Annotated in this window: 12 protein-coding genes; 4 read left to right on the top strand and 8 right to left on the bottom strand. The window is 62.1% G+C overall.

The window, feature by feature from the left end:
* Positions 1-9: 9 nt before the first annotated feature.
* Positions 10-1,839, bottom strand: a complete 1,830-nt coding sequence (locus OW521_RS17815) for an alpha/beta hydrolase fold domain-containing protein (protein ID WP_268020912.1) — start codon at positions 1,837-1,839, stop codon at positions 10-12.
* A 158-nt stretch (positions 1,840-1,997) separates the two neighbouring features.
* Here OW521_RS17815 and OW521_RS17810 point away from each other — a divergent pair, with 158 nt between their 5' ends.
* Both OW521_RS17810 and OW521_RS17805 read left to right on the top strand, forming a co-directional pair.
* Positions 1,998-2,882, top strand: coding sequence for a LysR family transcriptional regulator (locus OW521_RS17810; protein ID WP_268020911.1), 885 nt, complete (start codon positions 1,998-2,000; stop codon positions 2,880-2,882).
* Positions 2,883-3,574: 692 nt separating this feature from the next.
* Positions 3,575-5,407 carry a tannase/feruloyl esterase family alpha/beta hydrolase gene (locus OW521_RS17805; RefSeq protein WP_268020910.1) on the top strand — a complete coding sequence of 611 codons (1,833 nt, stop codon included), beginning with the start codon at positions 3,575-3,577 and terminating at the stop codon, positions 5,405-5,407.
* 494 nt (positions 5,408-5,901) lie between these two features.
* Here OW521_RS17805 and OW521_RS17800 read toward each other — a convergent pair whose 3' ends face one another.
* Positions 5,902-6,672, bottom strand: coding sequence for an IclR family transcriptional regulator domain-containing protein (locus tag OW521_RS17800; protein WP_268020909.1), 771 nt, complete (start codon positions 6,670-6,672; stop codon positions 5,902-5,904).
* A gap of 111 nt (positions 6,673-6,783) precedes the next feature.
* Positions 6,784-7,620 carry a shikimate dehydrogenase family protein gene (locus OW521_RS17795; RefSeq protein WP_268020908.1) on the bottom strand — a complete coding sequence of 279 codons (837 nt, stop codon included), beginning with the start codon at positions 7,618-7,620 and terminating at the stop codon, positions 6,784-6,786.
* Positions 7,621-7,774: 154 nt separating this feature from the next.
* Between OW521_RS17795 and OW521_RS17790 the strand changes: the two genes are divergently transcribed.
* On the top strand, positions 7,775-9,103 hold the full coding sequence (locus tag OW521_RS17790; protein ID WP_268020907.1) for an MFS transporter: 1,329 nt from the start codon (positions 7,775-7,777) through the stop codon (positions 9,101-9,103).
* A gap of 211 nt (positions 9,104-9,314) precedes the next feature.
* The gene (locus OW521_RS17785; RefSeq protein ID WP_268020906.1) at positions 9,315-10,487 is read left to right on the top strand and encodes an MFS transporter; all 1,173 of its coding nucleotides are present in this window, start codon (positions 9,315-9,317) and stop codon (positions 10,485-10,487) included.
* Between the two features lie 398 nt (positions 10,488-10,885).
* Here OW521_RS17785 and OW521_RS17780 read toward each other — a convergent pair whose 3' ends face one another.
* From OW521_RS17780 to OW521_RS17760, 5 genes are all read right to left on the bottom strand, one after another.
* On the bottom strand, positions 10,886-12,658 hold the full coding sequence (locus OW521_RS17780) for an FAD-dependent oxidoreductase (RefSeq protein ID WP_268020905.1): 1,773 nt from the start codon (positions 12,656-12,658) through the stop codon (positions 10,886-10,888).
* 14 nt (positions 12,659-12,672) lie between these two features.
* On the bottom strand, positions 12,673-13,512 hold the full coding sequence (locus tag OW521_RS17775; protein ID WP_268020904.1) for an aldo/keto reductase: 840 nt from the start codon (positions 13,510-13,512) through the stop codon (positions 12,673-12,675).
* Positions 13,509-14,378 carry a TIM barrel protein gene (locus OW521_RS17770; RefSeq protein ID WP_268020903.1) on the bottom strand — a complete coding sequence of 290 codons (870 nt, stop codon included), beginning with the start codon at positions 14,376-14,378 and terminating at the stop codon, positions 13,509-13,511. Before OW521_RS17770 ends, OW521_RS17775 begins: the two co-directional genes overlap by 4 nt.
* Before the next feature lie 122 nt (positions 14,379-14,500).
* The gene (locus OW521_RS17765) at positions 14,501-15,625 is read right to left on the bottom strand and encodes a Gfo/Idh/MocA family protein (RefSeq protein ID WP_268020902.1); all 1,125 of its coding nucleotides are present in this window, start codon (positions 15,623-15,625) and stop codon (positions 14,501-14,503) included.
* A gap of 69 nt (positions 15,626-15,694) precedes the next feature.
* Positions 15,695-16,435: an SDR family NAD(P)-dependent oxidoreductase gene (locus tag OW521_RS17760; RefSeq protein ID WP_268020901.1), complete on the bottom strand. Its 741-nt coding sequence runs from the start codon at positions 16,433-16,435 to the stop codon at positions 15,695-15,697.
* Between the last annotated feature and the right edge of the window lie 2 nt (positions 16,436-16,437).

The raw sequence follows: 16,437 nt of genomic DNA, 5'->3' as shown, positions 1-16,437 counted from the left end.
CCGCGCAGGTCAGGAATGCAGGATGCGGTACAGGTCCTGGCACATCTGTTCAGCGGCCTTGTCCGCGGCGGTCGAGACGTTGCCATAGCTGAAGAACCCGTGATTCAGGGTCGGGTACTGTCGGAAAACGACAGTTACGCCAGCGTCTGCCAGCTTTCGGGCGTATCGGACGTTGTCCTGGTACAGGAAGTCGTGGACTCCGACGCCGATGACCGCGGGAGCCAAGCCATCCAGGCGCCCCGCCAACGCCGGCGACACTCGCGGGTTCGAAGCCAGAGACGGCGCTTCTGGGCCTAGATACTGGCTCTCAACCCCGCCATCCATGCTGACGGACAGGTCGGTGGCGGGGTAAATGAGGAACTGGGCGGCCAACCGGATGCCCTGTTCCCTGCAGTGCTGGGCAGCGACGGCCGCCAAGTTCCCGCCGGCGCTGTCACCTGCCACCACCAGCTTTGCCGGGTTGCCGCCGAACCGTTCAATATTCGTAATCACCCAATCGAGGGCAGCGAGGACGTCCTCGACTCCTGCGGGGAAGGGATGCTCCGGCGCCAGCCGGTAATCCACTTGAATGACATGCGCTTTGGACTGCGCGGCGATCCTGCTGGCATTGGCCTGGTGTGAATCGAGGTCACCGATGATCCACCCTCCGCCATGAAAATAGATCACCGTGGCATCACTGCCGCCCAAGGGCTTTTGGATCCGGATGCGGATTTCTCCGGCCGGTCCCGTGATCGTCTCGTCGGTGACGGCTTCAACGTCGAAGAACTGCGGGGGATAAAAACTATCACGCAGGCGCACTCCTCTGGCGCGTGCCGTGGCGGCGTCCACGGGGCTGCTCCGGGAATCAACGAATATCGGGTAGTCTCCGGAATCGGCCATGGCCTTTTCCATTGCGATAATGGCCGGGTCAAGACCGCTGATGGTGCCTGGACCCAGGTGCTTCCGCAGGAAGTCCAGGGAGCTGTCAGTTACCTCGGAAAGTACCTCCGCCCCTACAAAGACGTGATCTCCTGCCGTCTCCAGATATTCCGTGGTGGCCCCGGCTTTTACGAGGGCTTCGTGAAAGCGCCGGCTCTGCTCCACGTCCACTTGCCGGTCGTCCCGGCCATGGGCGATGAAGACTGGCGGAGCATCGGCGCGGACATGGCGAAGCGGGGACAGATCCTCCGCCGTCCAAGTGCTTCCTGCCAGGAGTGTCCCCACCGGGTGTTCGCCCGAGGCACCTGTTTCTTCTGAGTCGGCAGCCCCCGTCGTACCGATAGCTGTGGTGAGGTCTGCGGGGCCATACCAGTCAATGACTGCCTGTATCGCTTCGGATTCGCCACGGAACTCGCCGCTCCGCTCGTCGTCGAACGTGTCGCAGAATGAGGCCATGAGCGCCAGGTGTGCGCCGGCGGATTCACCCCAAAGGGCAAACCGGCGGGGATCAAGGTGGAACTCGGAGGCGTGCCCCCGCAGCCACCGTACGGCAGCTTTCAAATCCAGAGTTTGAGCGGGAAAGGCAGCTTCTTTGGCCAGACGGTAGTCCACCAGAGCTACGGCAAAACCCGCTTCAACGATGCGTTCAATCACGCGGTTCCGGTGTAGGTTTGGGGCCTGCCGACGGCGCGAGCCGTGCATCCAGCCCCCGCCGTGAACCCAAATCACCAGCGGGCACGGGTAGTCAGAGGTAGCTGACTTTGGCACGCGCAGATCCAAAAAGAGTGGCCGGTAACCGGCTTCGCACGAATAGACGATGCTCTCGTGCCGGATCTCACCGCCGGATCCCCTGACCGGGCCCGGATGCGGAAAGGCGGCACTGCCATCGCTCAGCGGCCCGGGTTCTGTGGTAGCTGTCATGCTCACGCTTTCCTGCCTTCATGTGTCATCCATCACTCTTGTACAGATAAGCCTCACCAATGCGAAGATAAGTGTCCAAGACAAAAAACCGAGCAGAGCAATAACCTACGCTTATCAGTCGGGGGATGCCGTACGGAGGCCGGATGGAAATACGATGGATGAAGGCGTTTATCGCGGTGGCGGAGGAGCTCAATTTCGGACGGGCCGCTCAACGGCTTCACATCGCGCAGCCTGCCGTAAGTCAACAGATCTTCCACCTGGAACGCCACCTTGGCATTCAGCTGTTCGAACGCAACAAGCGCACTGTCAGGCTCACGGATGCCGGCGATGCATTCCTGGAGCCGTGCCGCGCCGCACTACGGGCGATTGAAGCTGCCGGCGGCCAAGCCCGCAACGCAGGTACGGGGGAATTCGGTAAAATCCGGATAGGGTTCAACTCCGGATTCACGTCGGACCATCTCGTGACCCTCGTCCGCGCGGTTGACAGGCACTACCCGAATATGGAGCTCATTATTGACAGCTCCAGGCGAAATCCTGAAGTCATCAAAAAGGTGGAAAAGCAGGATCTGGACATCGGCCTGGTGGGAGGTCCAGTCCGGGGAGAGGGCATCAGCTGGCGGACAATTTGGCCCGGACACCTTGGCGTTTTGATGCCGCAGGACCATCCGCTGGCGCACCTGGCCAAGGTGCCAACCCTGGCGTTAAAGAATGAGACTCTGGTTCTGATTTTCCAGGCGCCGGGTTGGACCATCAGAAGCATGGCAGAGGAAGCCTGCGACCGTGCAGGCTTTTCCCCCGCAAAAATCATCGAAGTAGCCGACGGCATGACACTTTCCGCGCTCATCAATGCCAAAGTCGGTCTCGCCTTTGCGACCACTGGCGCCGGACATACCACGGCCCAAGGACTCGTGATGCGGCCCCTGGCCGAGGAATACATCGTGCAGAACAGCATCGTCTGGAAGACCGGCACAGAGACTCCCGCCCTCAAGAACGTCCTGAAATTAGCCCAAGAGCTTACCCACGCACCACCGCCTGTTCCATGACCAGCACCGGACGTGAAGCCCCCATGGTCCAACAAAGACGGATGACCATGACAGACCTACATCGTCGAGATGAAGGTTTCGCAGCGGCAACCCGCTGGCTTTAGTCGATGACCTGGAACACCAAAGGGTTACAGTCCGCAGCGTCACCGAAGGCATCACCCCAACCGGTCCATCTGAAAGGCCGCAGGCGGGGTACTGAGCACCGAGATAGCCCTGTGATCTAGCACAGGACAACGTCAAATGTCGTTTGCGGTTGCCTGAATGAACGGGCTGGTGAACCCGGGCGAGGTAGGTCCCGGGTCTTCCGGTATGCGCTACGCCGCTGTGGCGGTATGGCCTTTCGCTGTTACAGCCAATGGACCATGGTTGTGATCTGTCTCACCGCCTAGTAGGCTCGCAACTACCGCTATCCGCACATGTGTGCGCTTACCGCACAACTGCCGTGGCGCTCACTATCACCCTTCATCGCGGAAAGGCCCACGACGACCTTTCTGATGAAGGACAAATTGGCGGCCCCAAAGAATGCCACTTGCACAAGAAGCGGTGACCTGGACTGCCGCCAGCACCGCCGCCCCTGCAGGGGCCCCCTGCCACCCGGGAACGCTTTCTGGCGACCCTGGAGCTCGTGCGCCTCAAATGATGCACGAGCACCTGATGGGGAGCGACTCTCAGGAAAACCTCTAGCCGGAACTATGAAAAGGAGCCACCTTGTTCACCGCAACGCCAGTAAAAGGAGATATCCGGTGTTTAGACCTGTAGATATATTCCGTTGCACAATTCTTTTCACGACACTATGCCTTGCGGCAGCCGGAAGTATTGTTCCGGCAGCCGCAGACCAAAGCATTGCGTCAGCTTCCTCTGTTTCGACCGCTACAATGACGACCGGTATTCAAAGCCTTCCGGCTGTTCCGGCTGAGAAAGCATGCACCGATCTATTGTCCGGAGACTACACCGCCGTTCAAGGCGCACCGACGCGTCTTGATTCGGCGACCGTTGTCCAAAAGAGCGACACTAATCCTCAGGACTACTGCCTCGTCAAGGGCTATGTCAGTTCCCAGGTACGTTTTGAAGTGAAGCTGCCGATTTCCGGCTGGACCCAGCGCTTCCTTATGCTCGGTTGCGGTGGTTACTGCGGCCGCGTCTCGACCGCGACGTCTCCGGCATCGACTCAGGGATGTGAGCCGGCGGCTTCGGGTGAAATGGTTACCGCGTCGACCGATCTCGGGCACACCAAATCGGGGACATTGTTTGCCGATGGGCTATGGGCCGTGGGCAATCCCGGAGCTGTTGCTGACTTCGCCTACCAGGGGATGCACAAGACCACCCTTGCCACCAAAGCCCTGATTCAGGCCTTTTACAATAAGGGCCCCCGGTTCTCATATTTCGCTGGCTGTTCGGATGGCGGACGTGAGGGACTGCAGGAAGTCCAGCGCTACCCCGACGACTATGACGGTGTCGTCGTCGGGGCGCCGGTCATCGACGAGGTTGCCACGAACACCTTTTACCACGCATGGAACGTGCGGGTAAACACTGATCCCTCCGGACGGGCCATCCTAACTGCAGACAAGATCCCCGCCTTGCACCAGTCCGTCCTTAGCGCCTGCGGAACCCTTGCCGGCGGGCAGGGCGACATGGTGCAGGACCCGCGCGCCTGCAGTCTTGATGCCCGTACCCTGATCTGCAAAGGGGCCGATGGCCCAGAATGTCTTACCGCCGGGCAAGCAGATGTCGTCAATAAGCTGTGGTCAGGTCCGGTCGATTCGAAGGGCATGCACCTCTCTGCTGGTGACATGCCATACGGATCGGAATTGGGCTGGATAGGGTCAATGGTTCCGAGCGACCCTACTGTCATCCTTTCCCCCGCCACGGTAGGGGACGCGCAGTGGTCTTTTGATTTTCCGAACTACATGAGCAGCTTTGACGCCCCGACGGGAATCACGTACAAGAACCTGGAGTTCACCAAGAAGGAGTTCGACAAGCTTAACGAGCTCTCTGGCATTTACGATCCAACGAATCCCGATCTCAGTAAATTCGCTGCCCGTGGGGGAAAGCTGCTGATATGGACCGGCGCTGCCGACCCTGGAGCTTCCCCGTATATGGCGTTGAACTACTACAACGCGGTCCGTGACTACATGGGTGCTGAGAACGCCGACAAGTTCCTAACGTTCTACATGGTCCCGGGCGTCTACCACTGCGGCGCCGGCCCGACGCCGGCGACCGCTGACTACTTGACCTCGATGATGGAATGGACAGAAACGGGCACCCACCCCGACAAAGTCGTCGTGAATTACCAAACCAGCGCCACCGACAAGACAGTGGCTAAGACACGACCGGTATACCCGTACCCGGCCATCGCCAAGTATGACGGCACTGGAAGCAGGGACGACGCGTCAAACTTCACTAAATCGCCTCCGGTGCAAATATTCGATGATAAGTACGACTGGGCTGGCCTCAAGCACTACACACCGGACCACACCCGGTGGTATGCCCCAGGCAAATCACAGCTCACAGGCGGTGAATCCTAGCCGCAACAACGCTGTGAGCAAGGGGGATCCCAAGTAATCCATCCCGTTCTGTCCGCCGCTCCAAGATGCGGTGCGCGGAAGACGGCCAAGACGTGCCCGCCGTGGTAACTCACTGCGGGCACGTTCGGCCCAGCGGGCCGCTGCTTGCTCTACGAGCTCGAGCCCTTATCCAAGACGACCGCTACTACCAACCGAGGACAGCAGCCAAACGAACCAGATTTGGCTCGCCACCGCCCCTGGAGCATTTGCCGCAACGTTTGCCAGAGACCATTGACATTTTGATTCGGTCCAACCCCGTGCTGTACCTGATTCTGCCTGTCCGAGCGCGTCCGCCCCGCCCGGGATATGGGCAGGTGAGCCTCCCATGGTCACTCTGACAGGCGTGGGTGGCCCCGGTGGGACGGGGCCAAAAGGAGTTGACATAGTCACGCGGAGGTGATGATGCGTTCTTCGCTGGCTCGGTGCGGATCTCGGCCTTGTGCTCTGCTGTGCTGTCAGGGGGTGCGGCCGCCGTAGTCTTGGCCTATGTGGCGGGCGGCGTCTTGTAGGTGTGGGACAACGGTTTTTTCGATGGTGTCTGCCGGTGCGCGGTGGGTTTGAAGCGAGACGTTTACCGCGGCCAAGGTTTTGTTGCCGCTCCTGACGGGTACTGCGACGCCGCGCAGTCCGTCTTCCAGTTCCTGGGACACCATCGCCCATCCCCTGCTGCGGGCGAGTTCTATTTCCTCCCGAAGTTTTTCGGGGCTACCAATGGTCTGCTGGGTGAGGCGTTCAAGGTTGACGCCTTCGAGGTAGCTTTCCAGTTCGGTCTCCGGCAGTGCTGCCAGCAGGATGCGTCCCATGGAGGTGGCCCAGGCTGGGAACCGGGTGCCGACGCTGATCGAAACGCTGAGAAGACGTGGCGAGGGCACGCAGGCGACGTAGACGATGTCTTGTCCATCAAGGATGCAGAGGGCTGTCGTTTCATTGAGGTCGGCGGCCAGGGATTTGAGGTGTCGTTCTGCGACGCGGGGCAGGGCCAGGTTGGCAAGGTAGGAGTTAGCGATTTCCAGTGAGCGAGGAGTCAGTTCGAACAGGGCACCGTCTGTGCGGAGGTACCCCAAATCCGTCAACGTCAGGAGGAACCGACGCGCCGACGCCCGGGTCATATCGGATCGCGCAGCGACTTGAGTAACGGTGAGCCGGGGATGTTCGGGGTCAAAAGCGCGGAGGACATCGAAGGCTTTTTCGACGGACTTGACGTAGTATTCAGGGCTGTCCTCCATGGACGTTCTGCCTCCTCCAGTGCACGTGATGTGCCGCGTCACTCCCGAGGCGGCCTGTCTTGATCATATCCACGGCGGAATCTTCTACTTCACCGGGAGGGGCCTTGCAGGTCAGTGGCGTGCTCTGATTTGCGCCAGTGTTTGTGTGAGGAGCAGGCATGCTTCGGATGCCAGGCCGAGCAGCGGCACCATCGCAGCAGCCTGGGCCTGTAAATGGTCCCACCCGTCCACACAGGTGAGTCCCTGCTCTCGAGCGGCGGCAATTGATGCGGTGACATGCCCGGCGTAGACAAAGTCGTACACCGCGGCGTCCTCCGCCAGTGCGCCGTCGCCCCACACTGGGCCGTCGTCCGGTCCTTTGCCAACGGGGGTTGCATTGACGATGAGTGAGGCGTTCCGCGCCTGGCTCTGGGCTTCAGCCCAGGGAAGCGCCTCGGCTGCCATGCCCAGCCCAACAGCACAGGCGGCAAGTTCAGTCGCCGCACGGGTATCACGGTCTGCGACGGTGACACGCATAACGCTGCCACGCAGTGCGGCCAGGGCGGCACGGGCCGCTCCCCCGGCCCCCAGCATGACGGCGTGGCGCTGGGGACGGTCGCCCAGAAGTGCTGCGACGGCGGCGACGTCGGTATTAAACCCGGCCAGTTCGCTTCCCCGGTTGATGAGCAGATTCGCCGCACCGCTGAGGCGCACCGGCTCAGAAACTGTATCCGCAGCCCGCGCCGCCCACTGCTTGTGAGGCATGGTGATGTTGGCCGCCACAACGTCGCCCTCAAGCAACCTCGCGCGCACACCGGACATACTCGCCCCGGCCGGTACGTCCCAGGCCTCGTAACGCCAAGTGCTTCCCAGTTCCTGCAGAACCGGATTCCACAGACTGGCGGACATGGCATGCGAAGCGTCGGACCCGATAAGGAACAGTCGGGCACCAATTGGGGGGCTTTCCATTATGACGGGACCTTTCGGGAAACGATTGTGAGTCAGCTCACGAGGGAGTATGCTCATCCATAGTCGCATATCGCACAGCTGTTCGCTATACGCACAGCAAGCTAGTCCCCCTATCCTCTCAAAGCACGTCTTTCAGCGTGGAAGGACCATCCCGATGACCAACCTTGCAGCCGGCCCGACGATTTCCGCGGACGATCGTCGGCTTAAACGCGCCAAGAAGGCGGCTCTTGCCGCTTTTCTCGGTGGCGCCCTGGAGTACTACGACTTCTTCATCTACGCCACCGCGGCGTCGCTGATCTTCTCCAAGATCTTCTTCCCCGCTGGCGATCCCACTACCGCCCTGCTGGCCTCATTCGCCACTTTCGGCGTCGCCTACGTGGCCCGGCCCTTCGGGGCGGTGCTCTTTGGCCACCTTGGGGACAAGATGGGCCGAAAGTCCACCCTGGTCCTGACCTTGGTCATGATGGGGGCAGCGACGTTCCTGATCGGTGTCCTGCCGGACTTCACCACCGCCGGTTACTGGGCACCCGCTCTGCTGGTGCTGCTCCGGCTCATGCAAGGCCTCTCAGCAGGGGCAGAAACGGCCGGAGCCTCGGCCCTGACCACCGAGGAAGCTCCTGTGGGCCGCCGAGGGTTCTTTGCCAGCTTCGCTATGAGCGGTATTTCCTTCGGCATCGTGCTCGCTTCCCTGGCCTTCCTGCCGGTGGCCGCGATGAACGAAGCGGACCGCCTCGCATGGGGCTGGAGGATCCCGTTCTGGCTCTCCATCATCGTTCTTTTCGTTGCGTACATGGTCCGGCGCTCACTGGAGGAGCCCGAGGTCTTCGAGGAAAAGCACGACAAGGGCGAAATTGTTAAACTTCCCTTCGCCAAAATGTTCAGCACACACCCGGCCCAGTTTTTCCAGGTCGCCCTGATGTCCTTCGAAACGGTGACCAACACCTTCATGCAGTCCTTCGGCCTGGCCTATGCAGTCTCGGTCGGTGTGGACGCGGCCACAATGCTCTGGGTCAGCATCCTGGGCAACGTCATCGCCATCGCCACCCAGCCCCTCCTGGCACGTCTCTCGGACAGCTTCGGCCGGCGCAAGGTGTTCATCACCGGCGTCGTGGGCTCCGGCATCATGATCTTCGTCTACTTCTTCGTGATTTCCACGGCCAATGTCCCCATGATCTTCCTCGTCAGCACGCTGATCACCGCCGGAACATACTCGGCCTCGAACGCCATCTACCCGGCATGGTTCTCGGAACTGTTCAACGTCAAGGTCCGCTACACCGGCATGGCCATCGGCCTCCAGATCGGAATCCTCTGCGCGGGCTTCACCCCACTCCTGGGCACCGCACTTGTCGGCGCAACCAAGGCCAACTGGGGCCCGGCAGCCTGGATCGTGGCAGCATCCTCGCTGCTGGCCGTGGCCGGCGCACTCTGGGCCAAGGAAACATCCGAGACCCCCCTGCGTGAACTGGGCAACCCCGTCCCCTAGGAACAAGCCGCACCAACAGCGGTACAAGCCGGGGAACCGAACAAAACCGGTTCCCCGGCCCCGGGCATCCAGTTTGCAGTTCGCGGCAAGGGGAAAGACGTCCCAAATAAATACCGAGGATGACATCATCGCAATCACGAGCACCCCACGCCACAGAGCAGAGGCCCGGAATCAGCGCGCGGGAAAGCGTCCGCTGACTGCAGGCCGAGGGATGGTGTTCCTCGGCATCCTTCTCATGGCATTAAGTGCCAGGCTCGCCGTGGCAGGAGTTTCACCCATCATCGCGCTTGTAACCACGGACCTGCCGTTCGATGCAGTTTCCATCGGCATGGTCGGGATGCTCCCGACGGCAGGATTCGCCCTGATGGGGTTCCTGACACCCCAGTTTCTACGGCGCGCCCGGCTTGAGCCTTTGATGTTGGCCGCGATACTACTGGCCGTTGCCGGACAGCTGGGCAGGGCCCTGGGAACGAGCGTTGCCGTCTTCCTGTTGCTTTCCCTGCTGACCATGATCGGGCTGGGCCTGGGCAACATCGTGCTGCCGCCGTTGATCAAAAAGTACTTCCCAGACAGGATTGGGCTCCTCACCGCCCTGTACGTCACGCTGTTTGCGATCAGCACAGCCGTGGCCCCACAGCTGGCGGTTCCCATTTCAGAGGCAGCAGGCTGGCGGGTGGCAGTTGGCGTCTGGTCACTCGTCGGCGCTGCAGCCGCGCTGCCCTGGATCATCGTGCTCCTACGTCACAGGGCAGAACGACCGGCCATGGAACGCCTGACCCGAAATTCACGGCCCGTCCCCGGACCCAAAATCCGTCCGTGGAGATCACCTGTCGGTTGGGGACTCGCCCTGATCTTCGCCGGGTGTTCCAGCAACACGTTCGCTATCTTCACCTGGCTTCCGGCCGTTCTTGTTGACCGCGGTTCCACGCCGGGAGAAGCCGGCTCCATGCTCGCCCTCTACGCCATCATTGGACTCCCCACCAGCCTTGTCGTGCCCTTGCTCGTAGCCAGGATGCGACAGCCGTTCCCCATCGGCATGTTCTGCACCCTGTTGTTCGCCATCGGGTACGCGGGACTCCTCCTGGCGCCCGCGACCAGCTCACCCTTTTGGGTCGTCGTGTTCGGACTTGGCCAAGGCACCTACTCCTATGCCCTCCTGATGATCAATAAACGCACCCGAACAACAGCCGGCTCCGGCGCCCTCTCAGGATTTGCCCAAGGCGTGGGCTACTCCCTCGCCGGCCTCGGTCCGTTGCTGTTCGGACTCCTGCACGACCTCAGCGGCGGCTGGACAGCATCGTTCGCCCTGCTCTGCGCTTGTCTGCTGGCTCTCACCGCCGGGCTTCTGATGATCAACCAACCCCGCATGCTCGAAGACATCTAAGCTTGGTGTCATCCCCAGCTCAGCCGGGACGACTCCCTCAGGCACGCTGTATTTTGTCACGTCACCTATGCGATTTTCCCCGTCAGTCGCGGCCCTGGAAAACTAAGGCAATGGATGCAGAGCTGGTGCACCTTCCCGCGATCCACCGGCTCACGAACGGTGTTACCGCCAACGACCTGCCACGCATGGATGGGACTGCCACAAAGCCAGCTCGGCCCCGTCTTAGATTTGCAGATTAGGACACACCCAACCCGACAAATGCCGGTGGGCAATTCTTCCCAGGTTATCCACAACTGCTGCTGGCCAAGGAGCTATCCGATCGGCTCCCACTTCAGCTCTGGATAACACGGTGCTAGTTGTGGTCCGGTTGCGGGGGGCTCGACGAGGTGGAGGTCGGCTTATGGGACCTGCAATACAGCCGCTGAGTCGTCGTCTTCGTAGTGGGTTGCGTTTGCGAGGTCGCGTCCGGCGATGAAGCCGAATGTGAGGGCGGGGCCAAGGTTGATGCCACCGGCCGGGTAGTGCCCGCCCATGACTGAGGCCTGGTCATTGCCAGCCACGTAAAGGCCTTCAATAGGATGGCCGTCAGTGTCTAGAACGCGCGCCCGCGAGTCGGACGCAAGCCCGGCAAACGTCCCAAAGGAACCGGGGACAATCTTTACTGCGTAGAAGGGGCCCTTTTCCAACGGACGTAATGAGGGATTAGGAGCGTTCTTTGGGTCGCCGCCGTACCTGTTGAATTCGGTGGCGCCGCGGTTGAAGTCGGGGTCGATGCCTTTGCGGGCGTTGTCGTTGAATGAGGCGACAGTGGCGGCTAGTCCCTGAGGGTCGATGCCACAGGCTGCGGCCAATTCCTCAAGGGTGTTGCCCTTCTTGAGGTACCCGGAGCGCAGGTATGGGAAGAGCGGCACGGGCAGTGGCTTGGCCATGCCGAGCGGGAACTTGCGGACGAACGCGGCGTCGGCGATTTGCCACGCCTCCACGGGTTCTCCCTCAGGAGTGGCAGCCAGAAGGCCTTGTACGTAATCATAGTAGCCGTTGGCTTCGTTGACGAACCTCTTGCCGTTCGTGCGGACCCCTATGCTGCCGGGCTTGGCCCGGTCCATGATGTGCGGGAACGTTCCCGTGCGTCCGTTCCAATACGGTACCAATGAGACGGGGCACCAGGCGGCAGGGGACGCCACATCGGTCTCAAAGCGGGCACCCACTTCCTGGGCCATAGTGATGCCGTCCCCCGTGGTTTGCTTTGGTGCGAGCGTCCAGTGCTCCCAGCCGGTTGGGCTTTTGGGGAACAGGTCCCTGCGGCGGGAGATGTCGTTGGGGAAGCCGCCGGCGGCCAGGACGACGCCGCGGGATGCATTGATCTGGAGGTCGCCTTCCGGAGAATTTACGACCGCGCCGGTTACCTTTCCTGCGTCATCGGTGAGCAGGTGTCTGGCCGGGGTGGAGACGCGGATATCCACTGCCAGGTCGTCTGCTGATTTGAGCAGTCGGCCGGTGAGCGCGGTGCCGTTGACCAGCTGCATGTTTCGCCGGTGGGTGAGGAGGTCCAGGAGGTGGAGTCCGACCCGCCACCCGGCGTGGATGATGCCCCGAATGTCACCTTGGGAGGCGGACAGAAACTTGGTAAGGTCCGGCCCTGCCATGATGCCCATGCCCAGGAATGAGGTTTCGTAGAGCTGGTGGCGCATTTTGGCTCGGAGCCCGGGTTTGATTCGGCGCGCGTTGATCGGCTTGGGCCCTACGGAGCGGTGCCCGGTTCCTGCGCCAGGGGTGTCTCCGTAGATGTCCTTGATCTTGGTTCCGGGCACGAACTGGAGGCTGGTTTTGTCATGGAAGAAGCCGACCATGTGTGGAACTGCCTCAAGAAACGCGTCCACCCGGTCTTCCTGGTAGTGCCGGCCAAGGCGGTGGCGCAGGTAGGTGCGGAAAAGTTCGCGGTCTTCTTCGACGCCGTCGGCTTTCGCGAGGGGGTTGCCGGGGGCCCAGACCCAGCCGCCGGACCAGGAGGTGGCACCGCCGCAGACGTCGGCCTTTTCGACAACCACAACGTTCAGTCCGTGGTACGCGGCGGTAACGGCGGCGGACAGTCCGCCGGCACCGGAACCGATCACGAGGACGTCACAGTCCACATCCGTGAGTTTAGAAGGAGTTTGCGAGGGTGAAGTCATGTCAGAGAGCTTTCTCAGTGGAAGTAGGTGTCGGAGTCCAGACGGGGTGGCGTCCCGGTCTCGAGCGCGTTAATTGCAGTGATCTGCGGCTGCGTCAAGGCGAAGTTGAAGACGTCCAGGTTTTCACGCTGGCGTTGTTTGTTCGCCGACTTGGGGATGGCGGCGCGGCCGTGCTGGATATGCCAGCGCAGGACGATCTGGGCCGGGGTTTTGCCAAGGTCCGTGGCTGGGCCGGTAATGGCTGGGTGGGAGAGGAAGCCGCCGTTGCGGCCCAGTGGGCTATATGCGGCGGTCAGGATCCCATGCTCGCGGTGATAAGCAAGTTGTTCTGGTTGGCCGTGTTCGGGGTCGACCTGTATTTGGTTCAGGGGGACCGGTATCCCGGCAGCCTGCACTCGCTGAAGATGTGCTGGCTTGAAGTTGGAAACACCCCATGCCCGGATGCACCCGTCCTCCATCAACTGTTGTAGCCCCTCGCAGGCTTCCACGAATTGTCCTTGCGCCGGGTTGGGCCAGTGCACCAGGAACAGGTCAAGGTAATCCACGCCGAGCCGCCTGGTCGAGTTGTCGAACGCTTCGCGGACGCGGGACCTGCTGTGCCACTGGGTGTTGAACTTAGTGGCGAGGAACAGTTGCCTGCGTTCAATTCCGCTGCGGCGGATTCCCTCTCCTACCGCCGTCTCGTTGGCGTAGTTTTCGGCAGTATCGATGTGCCGGTAACCATTCGTGATCGCCTGGGAGACGGCGGCGGCTGCATTCTCACCCATCATGGGCCAGGTTCCCAGGCCGATGAGCGGGATTTGGACACCTGGCATCAGTTCCGCCGTCGTTCTCTCCTCGGTGGTCGCGCTCATTTCGTGCCCGCGGGGGTGAGCGCCCGTAATTTCCGCAGGGTGTCGGCATCTGCCAGCACGGCGTCAACGCCGGACTTGAGCCGCCGTGCCCATCCGAGCTCACCGAGTTCAGCGACGCGTCGGTCCGACGGTGTTTCCGCACTTACCGGAAGACCGTCCGGAAGGGAGGCCACCACCTCCGCAAGCTCGAACCCGCCCTCGCCGGGAACCTCCCGCTCCGATCGGGATTCGAGGACGAGCGCCTCGCGGCTGGTTGGCCGGCCGGCCGGGCCGTCGCACAGTTGAAGCAGTGGCACTATGTCTGCGTGGGCGCGAAGCTCGCTCCACTGTCCTGCGCCGCGAGCACCGATGAAGCGGTTGAAATGCAGCGCGTCCACGACGATTTGGCAGCCGGCGTCGCTGGCGATTTTCGCCGCTTGGGCGAGGGACGCGACGGGCTGATAGGAGATGGCTTCCAGGGTAGGGGTGATACCGAAGTTGCGGCCATCCTCGGTCATGTTCGTTAAGGTGTTGAGCAGCCGGGCGCTGTCCGGATCCGCTCCTGCAACAGTGAGGGAGTTCGCGCCCAGGGCCTGGCCGGCTTCCATCATGCGCAGCCAGGCGTCCCGCTGGTCGCTGCCATCCAGCAGCAGGAATTCGATGTCCCGTACCGTGATCCCGGTGTCCTGCATCCGCGCCAAGGTCTCCTTCAGCATCTGTGACCCCGGCTGCAGGTTATAGGGCCGTTCCGAGGGCGTCACGGGGCGGACCCGGACGCCGATGAAATCAAAGCCCGCCTGGGCGGCTATGCCGACGAGGTTCGGCGGGGCGGTGGTAAGCAGTGAGAGTTGGGCAAGGCCAACGAGCCGGGGCTGGTTGGGTGTCATCGTTGTGCTCCGTTCAAGCCGAATTTCCTGTTGTCCGTAGAGTCCGAGGCCAACAGGGCGGCGATCCGTTGGGTTGTCTGAGGGCGGGCGGCGTGATGTTTGTTGTTCTCCATAAATCTCCCTCAGCCCGAGACGTGGGCGGGGGAAGCGGTACGTTCAGATGACTGGTCGAAGCGGACCGGCAGACCGGACCGGGATGATTCGTAAACCGCCAGTAGTATCCGCAGGGCCTTCGTCGCGTCCTGGCCTGTGACCGCCGGATCGTTGCCGTCCCTGAGGGTCTGGACAAAATCACGGACTTGGGCGGTGTGGTGCGGGACGAGTTGGCTGTTAATCGTTGCGAGGCTGACGTTGGGGTCAACTCCCTCGGGGTGCACAGGCTCGGTGCTGATTGACCCGGACACGGCCCACAGGTCCACGCGTCCATCACTGCCTTCAGGGAACTCGGTAAGAGAGCCCGATGCGCCGCTCTCCCCCGTAACCCGAATCTGTACGCCCAGGCTCGGGGACACCGCTGTCGATGCTTCCAGCGTGGCCATGGCCCCGGAGGTGAACGTGATGATGGCCGTCGCTGAATCTTCCACTTCGATATGCTCGCCGTGTTTGTAGGTGCTGATCTTTCCGTAGACTTCGGCCACGTCTCCCATGAACCACTGCAGCAGGTCGATGTAGTGGATGGCCTGGGTCATGAGGACCCCGCCTCCGTCGCTGGCCCAGGTGCCGCGCCAGGCGTCGCGGGAATAGTACTCCGGGTCGCGGTGAAGCATCACCGAGCACTGGCCCATGATGGGACGGCCCAGGGTGCCGTCCTCGATCGCGGCGCGGATCCGCTGGGCGGCCGGCCAGAACCGGCGCTGGAAGAGGACGCCCAGTTTCACGCCGGCGTCGGCGCAGGCTGTAACCATGTGCTCTGCGGACGCCAGGTCAGTGGCGATGGGCTTTTCGCAGAGTACGTGGACTCCTGCAGCAGCGGCCTGCAGCACCACATCCTCGTGGGTGGGGTGCGGGGTGCAGACCGAGACGATGTCCAGGTCCAGGTTCAGGAGTTCCTGGACCGTGTTGACTGCTGCCGGGATTTCCCAGGCGTCCGCGGTGTCCTGGGCGCGCTGGAGGTCGATGTCGCAGACTCCCACGATGACCGCGTCGTCAAGGGCGCGGAACGCCTCCAGGTGGTTGCGGGAGATTGCCCCGCACCCTGCGATTCCGATGCGAAGGGGGCGGGAGGTGACAGGTGATGGGGTGATCATCAACAGGTGCCATCTTTCTAGTGCTGGTAGGAAAGTTTCGTGCAGTCCGGCAAATGCTGGTGCGGGGGCCTAGTAGGTAGCCCGGCCGCCGGACAGATCGAAGACGGAGCCCGTGGTGTAGGAGGCCGCCGGTGAAACGATGAATTCGATGAGGGCGGCCGCTTCGGCGGGCGTCCCGAACCGGCCCATCGGGATCTTGGCGGCCTGGGCCGCCTGCTGTTCTTTCGGCACTTCAGCGAAAAGCGGGGTCACTACATTGCCCGGGGCGAGGGCATTGACGGTGACGCCGGAGGTGGCGAACTCCTTGGCGAGTGACTTGACCAAGCCCAGGATCCCTGCCTTGCTCGCAGAGTAGGCGGGCATATTGACCACACCTTCCTTGCCCGCCGTCGAGAAGATATGGAGCAGCCGTCCGTACCCTGTCTCGGCCATCCCCGGCAGGACGGCTTGCGAGACAATGAACGCCCCTGTCAGGTTGATCTTCATGATGCGTTCGAAGTCTTCGACCGATGTGGCGGCTGCGGGGGCCACGGGGCCTAGGATGCCGGCGCAGTTCACCACTGCATCGAGCCCTCCCATCTCCCGTGCCGCTGCAGAAACGGCCGCAGCCACCGATGCCGGGTCGGTGACGTCCAGGGTGAGTGATAGGGTGCCTGATTCGCTGGGCCAGGTGGACGAGGGCAGGTCCCCTCCGACCACCGTGGCGCCGGACGCTCTGAGGCGTGCCGCCGTCGCAAGCCCGATGCCGCTTGCTGCTCCCACGACCAGGCAGCGGGAGTCGGCGATGGTGCCTGGCGCTTGGGACTCCATAG

It is taken from the genome of Arthrobacter sp. MMS18-M83, from assembly GCF_026683955.1.
Classification (GTDB): Bacteria; Actinomycetota; Actinomycetes; order Actinomycetales; family Micrococcaceae; genus Arthrobacter.
The sequence above is the reverse complement of the archived record's forward strand: the minus strand, read 5'-3'. Positions and strand labels throughout refer to the sequence as shown.

What these genes read in the sequence shown, in the direction of transcription:
- OW521_RS17770 (WP_268020903.1), bottom strand. Translation starts at nt 14,378, where the DNA reads ATGACACCCAACCAGCCCCGGCTCGTTGGCCTTGCCCAACTCTCACTG.
- OW521_RS17760 (WP_268020901.1), bottom strand. Translation starts at nt 16,435, where the DNA reads ATGGAGTCCCAAGCGCCAGGCACCATCGCCGACTCCCGCTGCCTGGTC.
- OW521_RS17775 (WP_268020904.1), bottom strand. Translation starts at nt 13,512, where the DNA reads ATGAGCGCGACCACCGAGGAGAGAACGACGGCGGAACTGATGCCAGGT.
- OW521_RS17790 (WP_268020907.1), top strand. Translation starts at nt 7,775, where the DNA reads ATGACCAACCTTGCAGCCGGCCCGACGATTTCCGCGGACGATCGTCGG.
- OW521_RS17785 (WP_268020906.1), top strand. Translation starts at nt 9,315, where the DNA reads ATGGTGTTCCTCGGCATCCTTCTCATGGCATTAAGTGCCAGGCTCGCC.
- OW521_RS17815 (WP_268020912.1), bottom strand. Translation starts at nt 1,839, where the DNA reads ATGACAGCTACCACAGAACCCGGGCCGCTGAGCGATGGCAGTGCCGCC.
- OW521_RS17765 (WP_268020902.1), bottom strand. Translation starts at nt 15,625, where the DNA reads ATGATCACCCCATCACCTGTCACCTCCCGCCCCCTTCGCATCGGAATC.
- OW521_RS17810 (WP_268020911.1), top strand. Translation starts at nt 1,998, where the DNA reads ATGAAGGCGTTTATCGCGGTGGCGGAGGAGCTCAATTTCGGACGGGCC.
- OW521_RS17805 (WP_268020910.1), top strand. Translation starts at nt 3,575, where the DNA reads ATGAAAAGGAGCCACCTTGTTCACCGCAACGCCAGTAAAAGGAGATAT.
- OW521_RS17800 (WP_268020909.1), bottom strand. Translation starts at nt 6,672, where the DNA reads ATGGAGGACAGCCCTGAATACTACGTCAAGTCCGTCGAAAAAGCCTTC.
- OW521_RS17780 (WP_268020905.1), bottom strand. Translation starts at nt 12,658, where the DNA reads ATGACTTCACCCTCGCAAACTCCTTCTAAACTCACGGATGTGGACTGT.
- OW521_RS17795 (WP_268020908.1), bottom strand. Translation starts at nt 7,620, where the DNA reads ATGGAAAGCCCCCCAATTGGTGCCCGACTGTTCCTTATCGGGTCCGAC.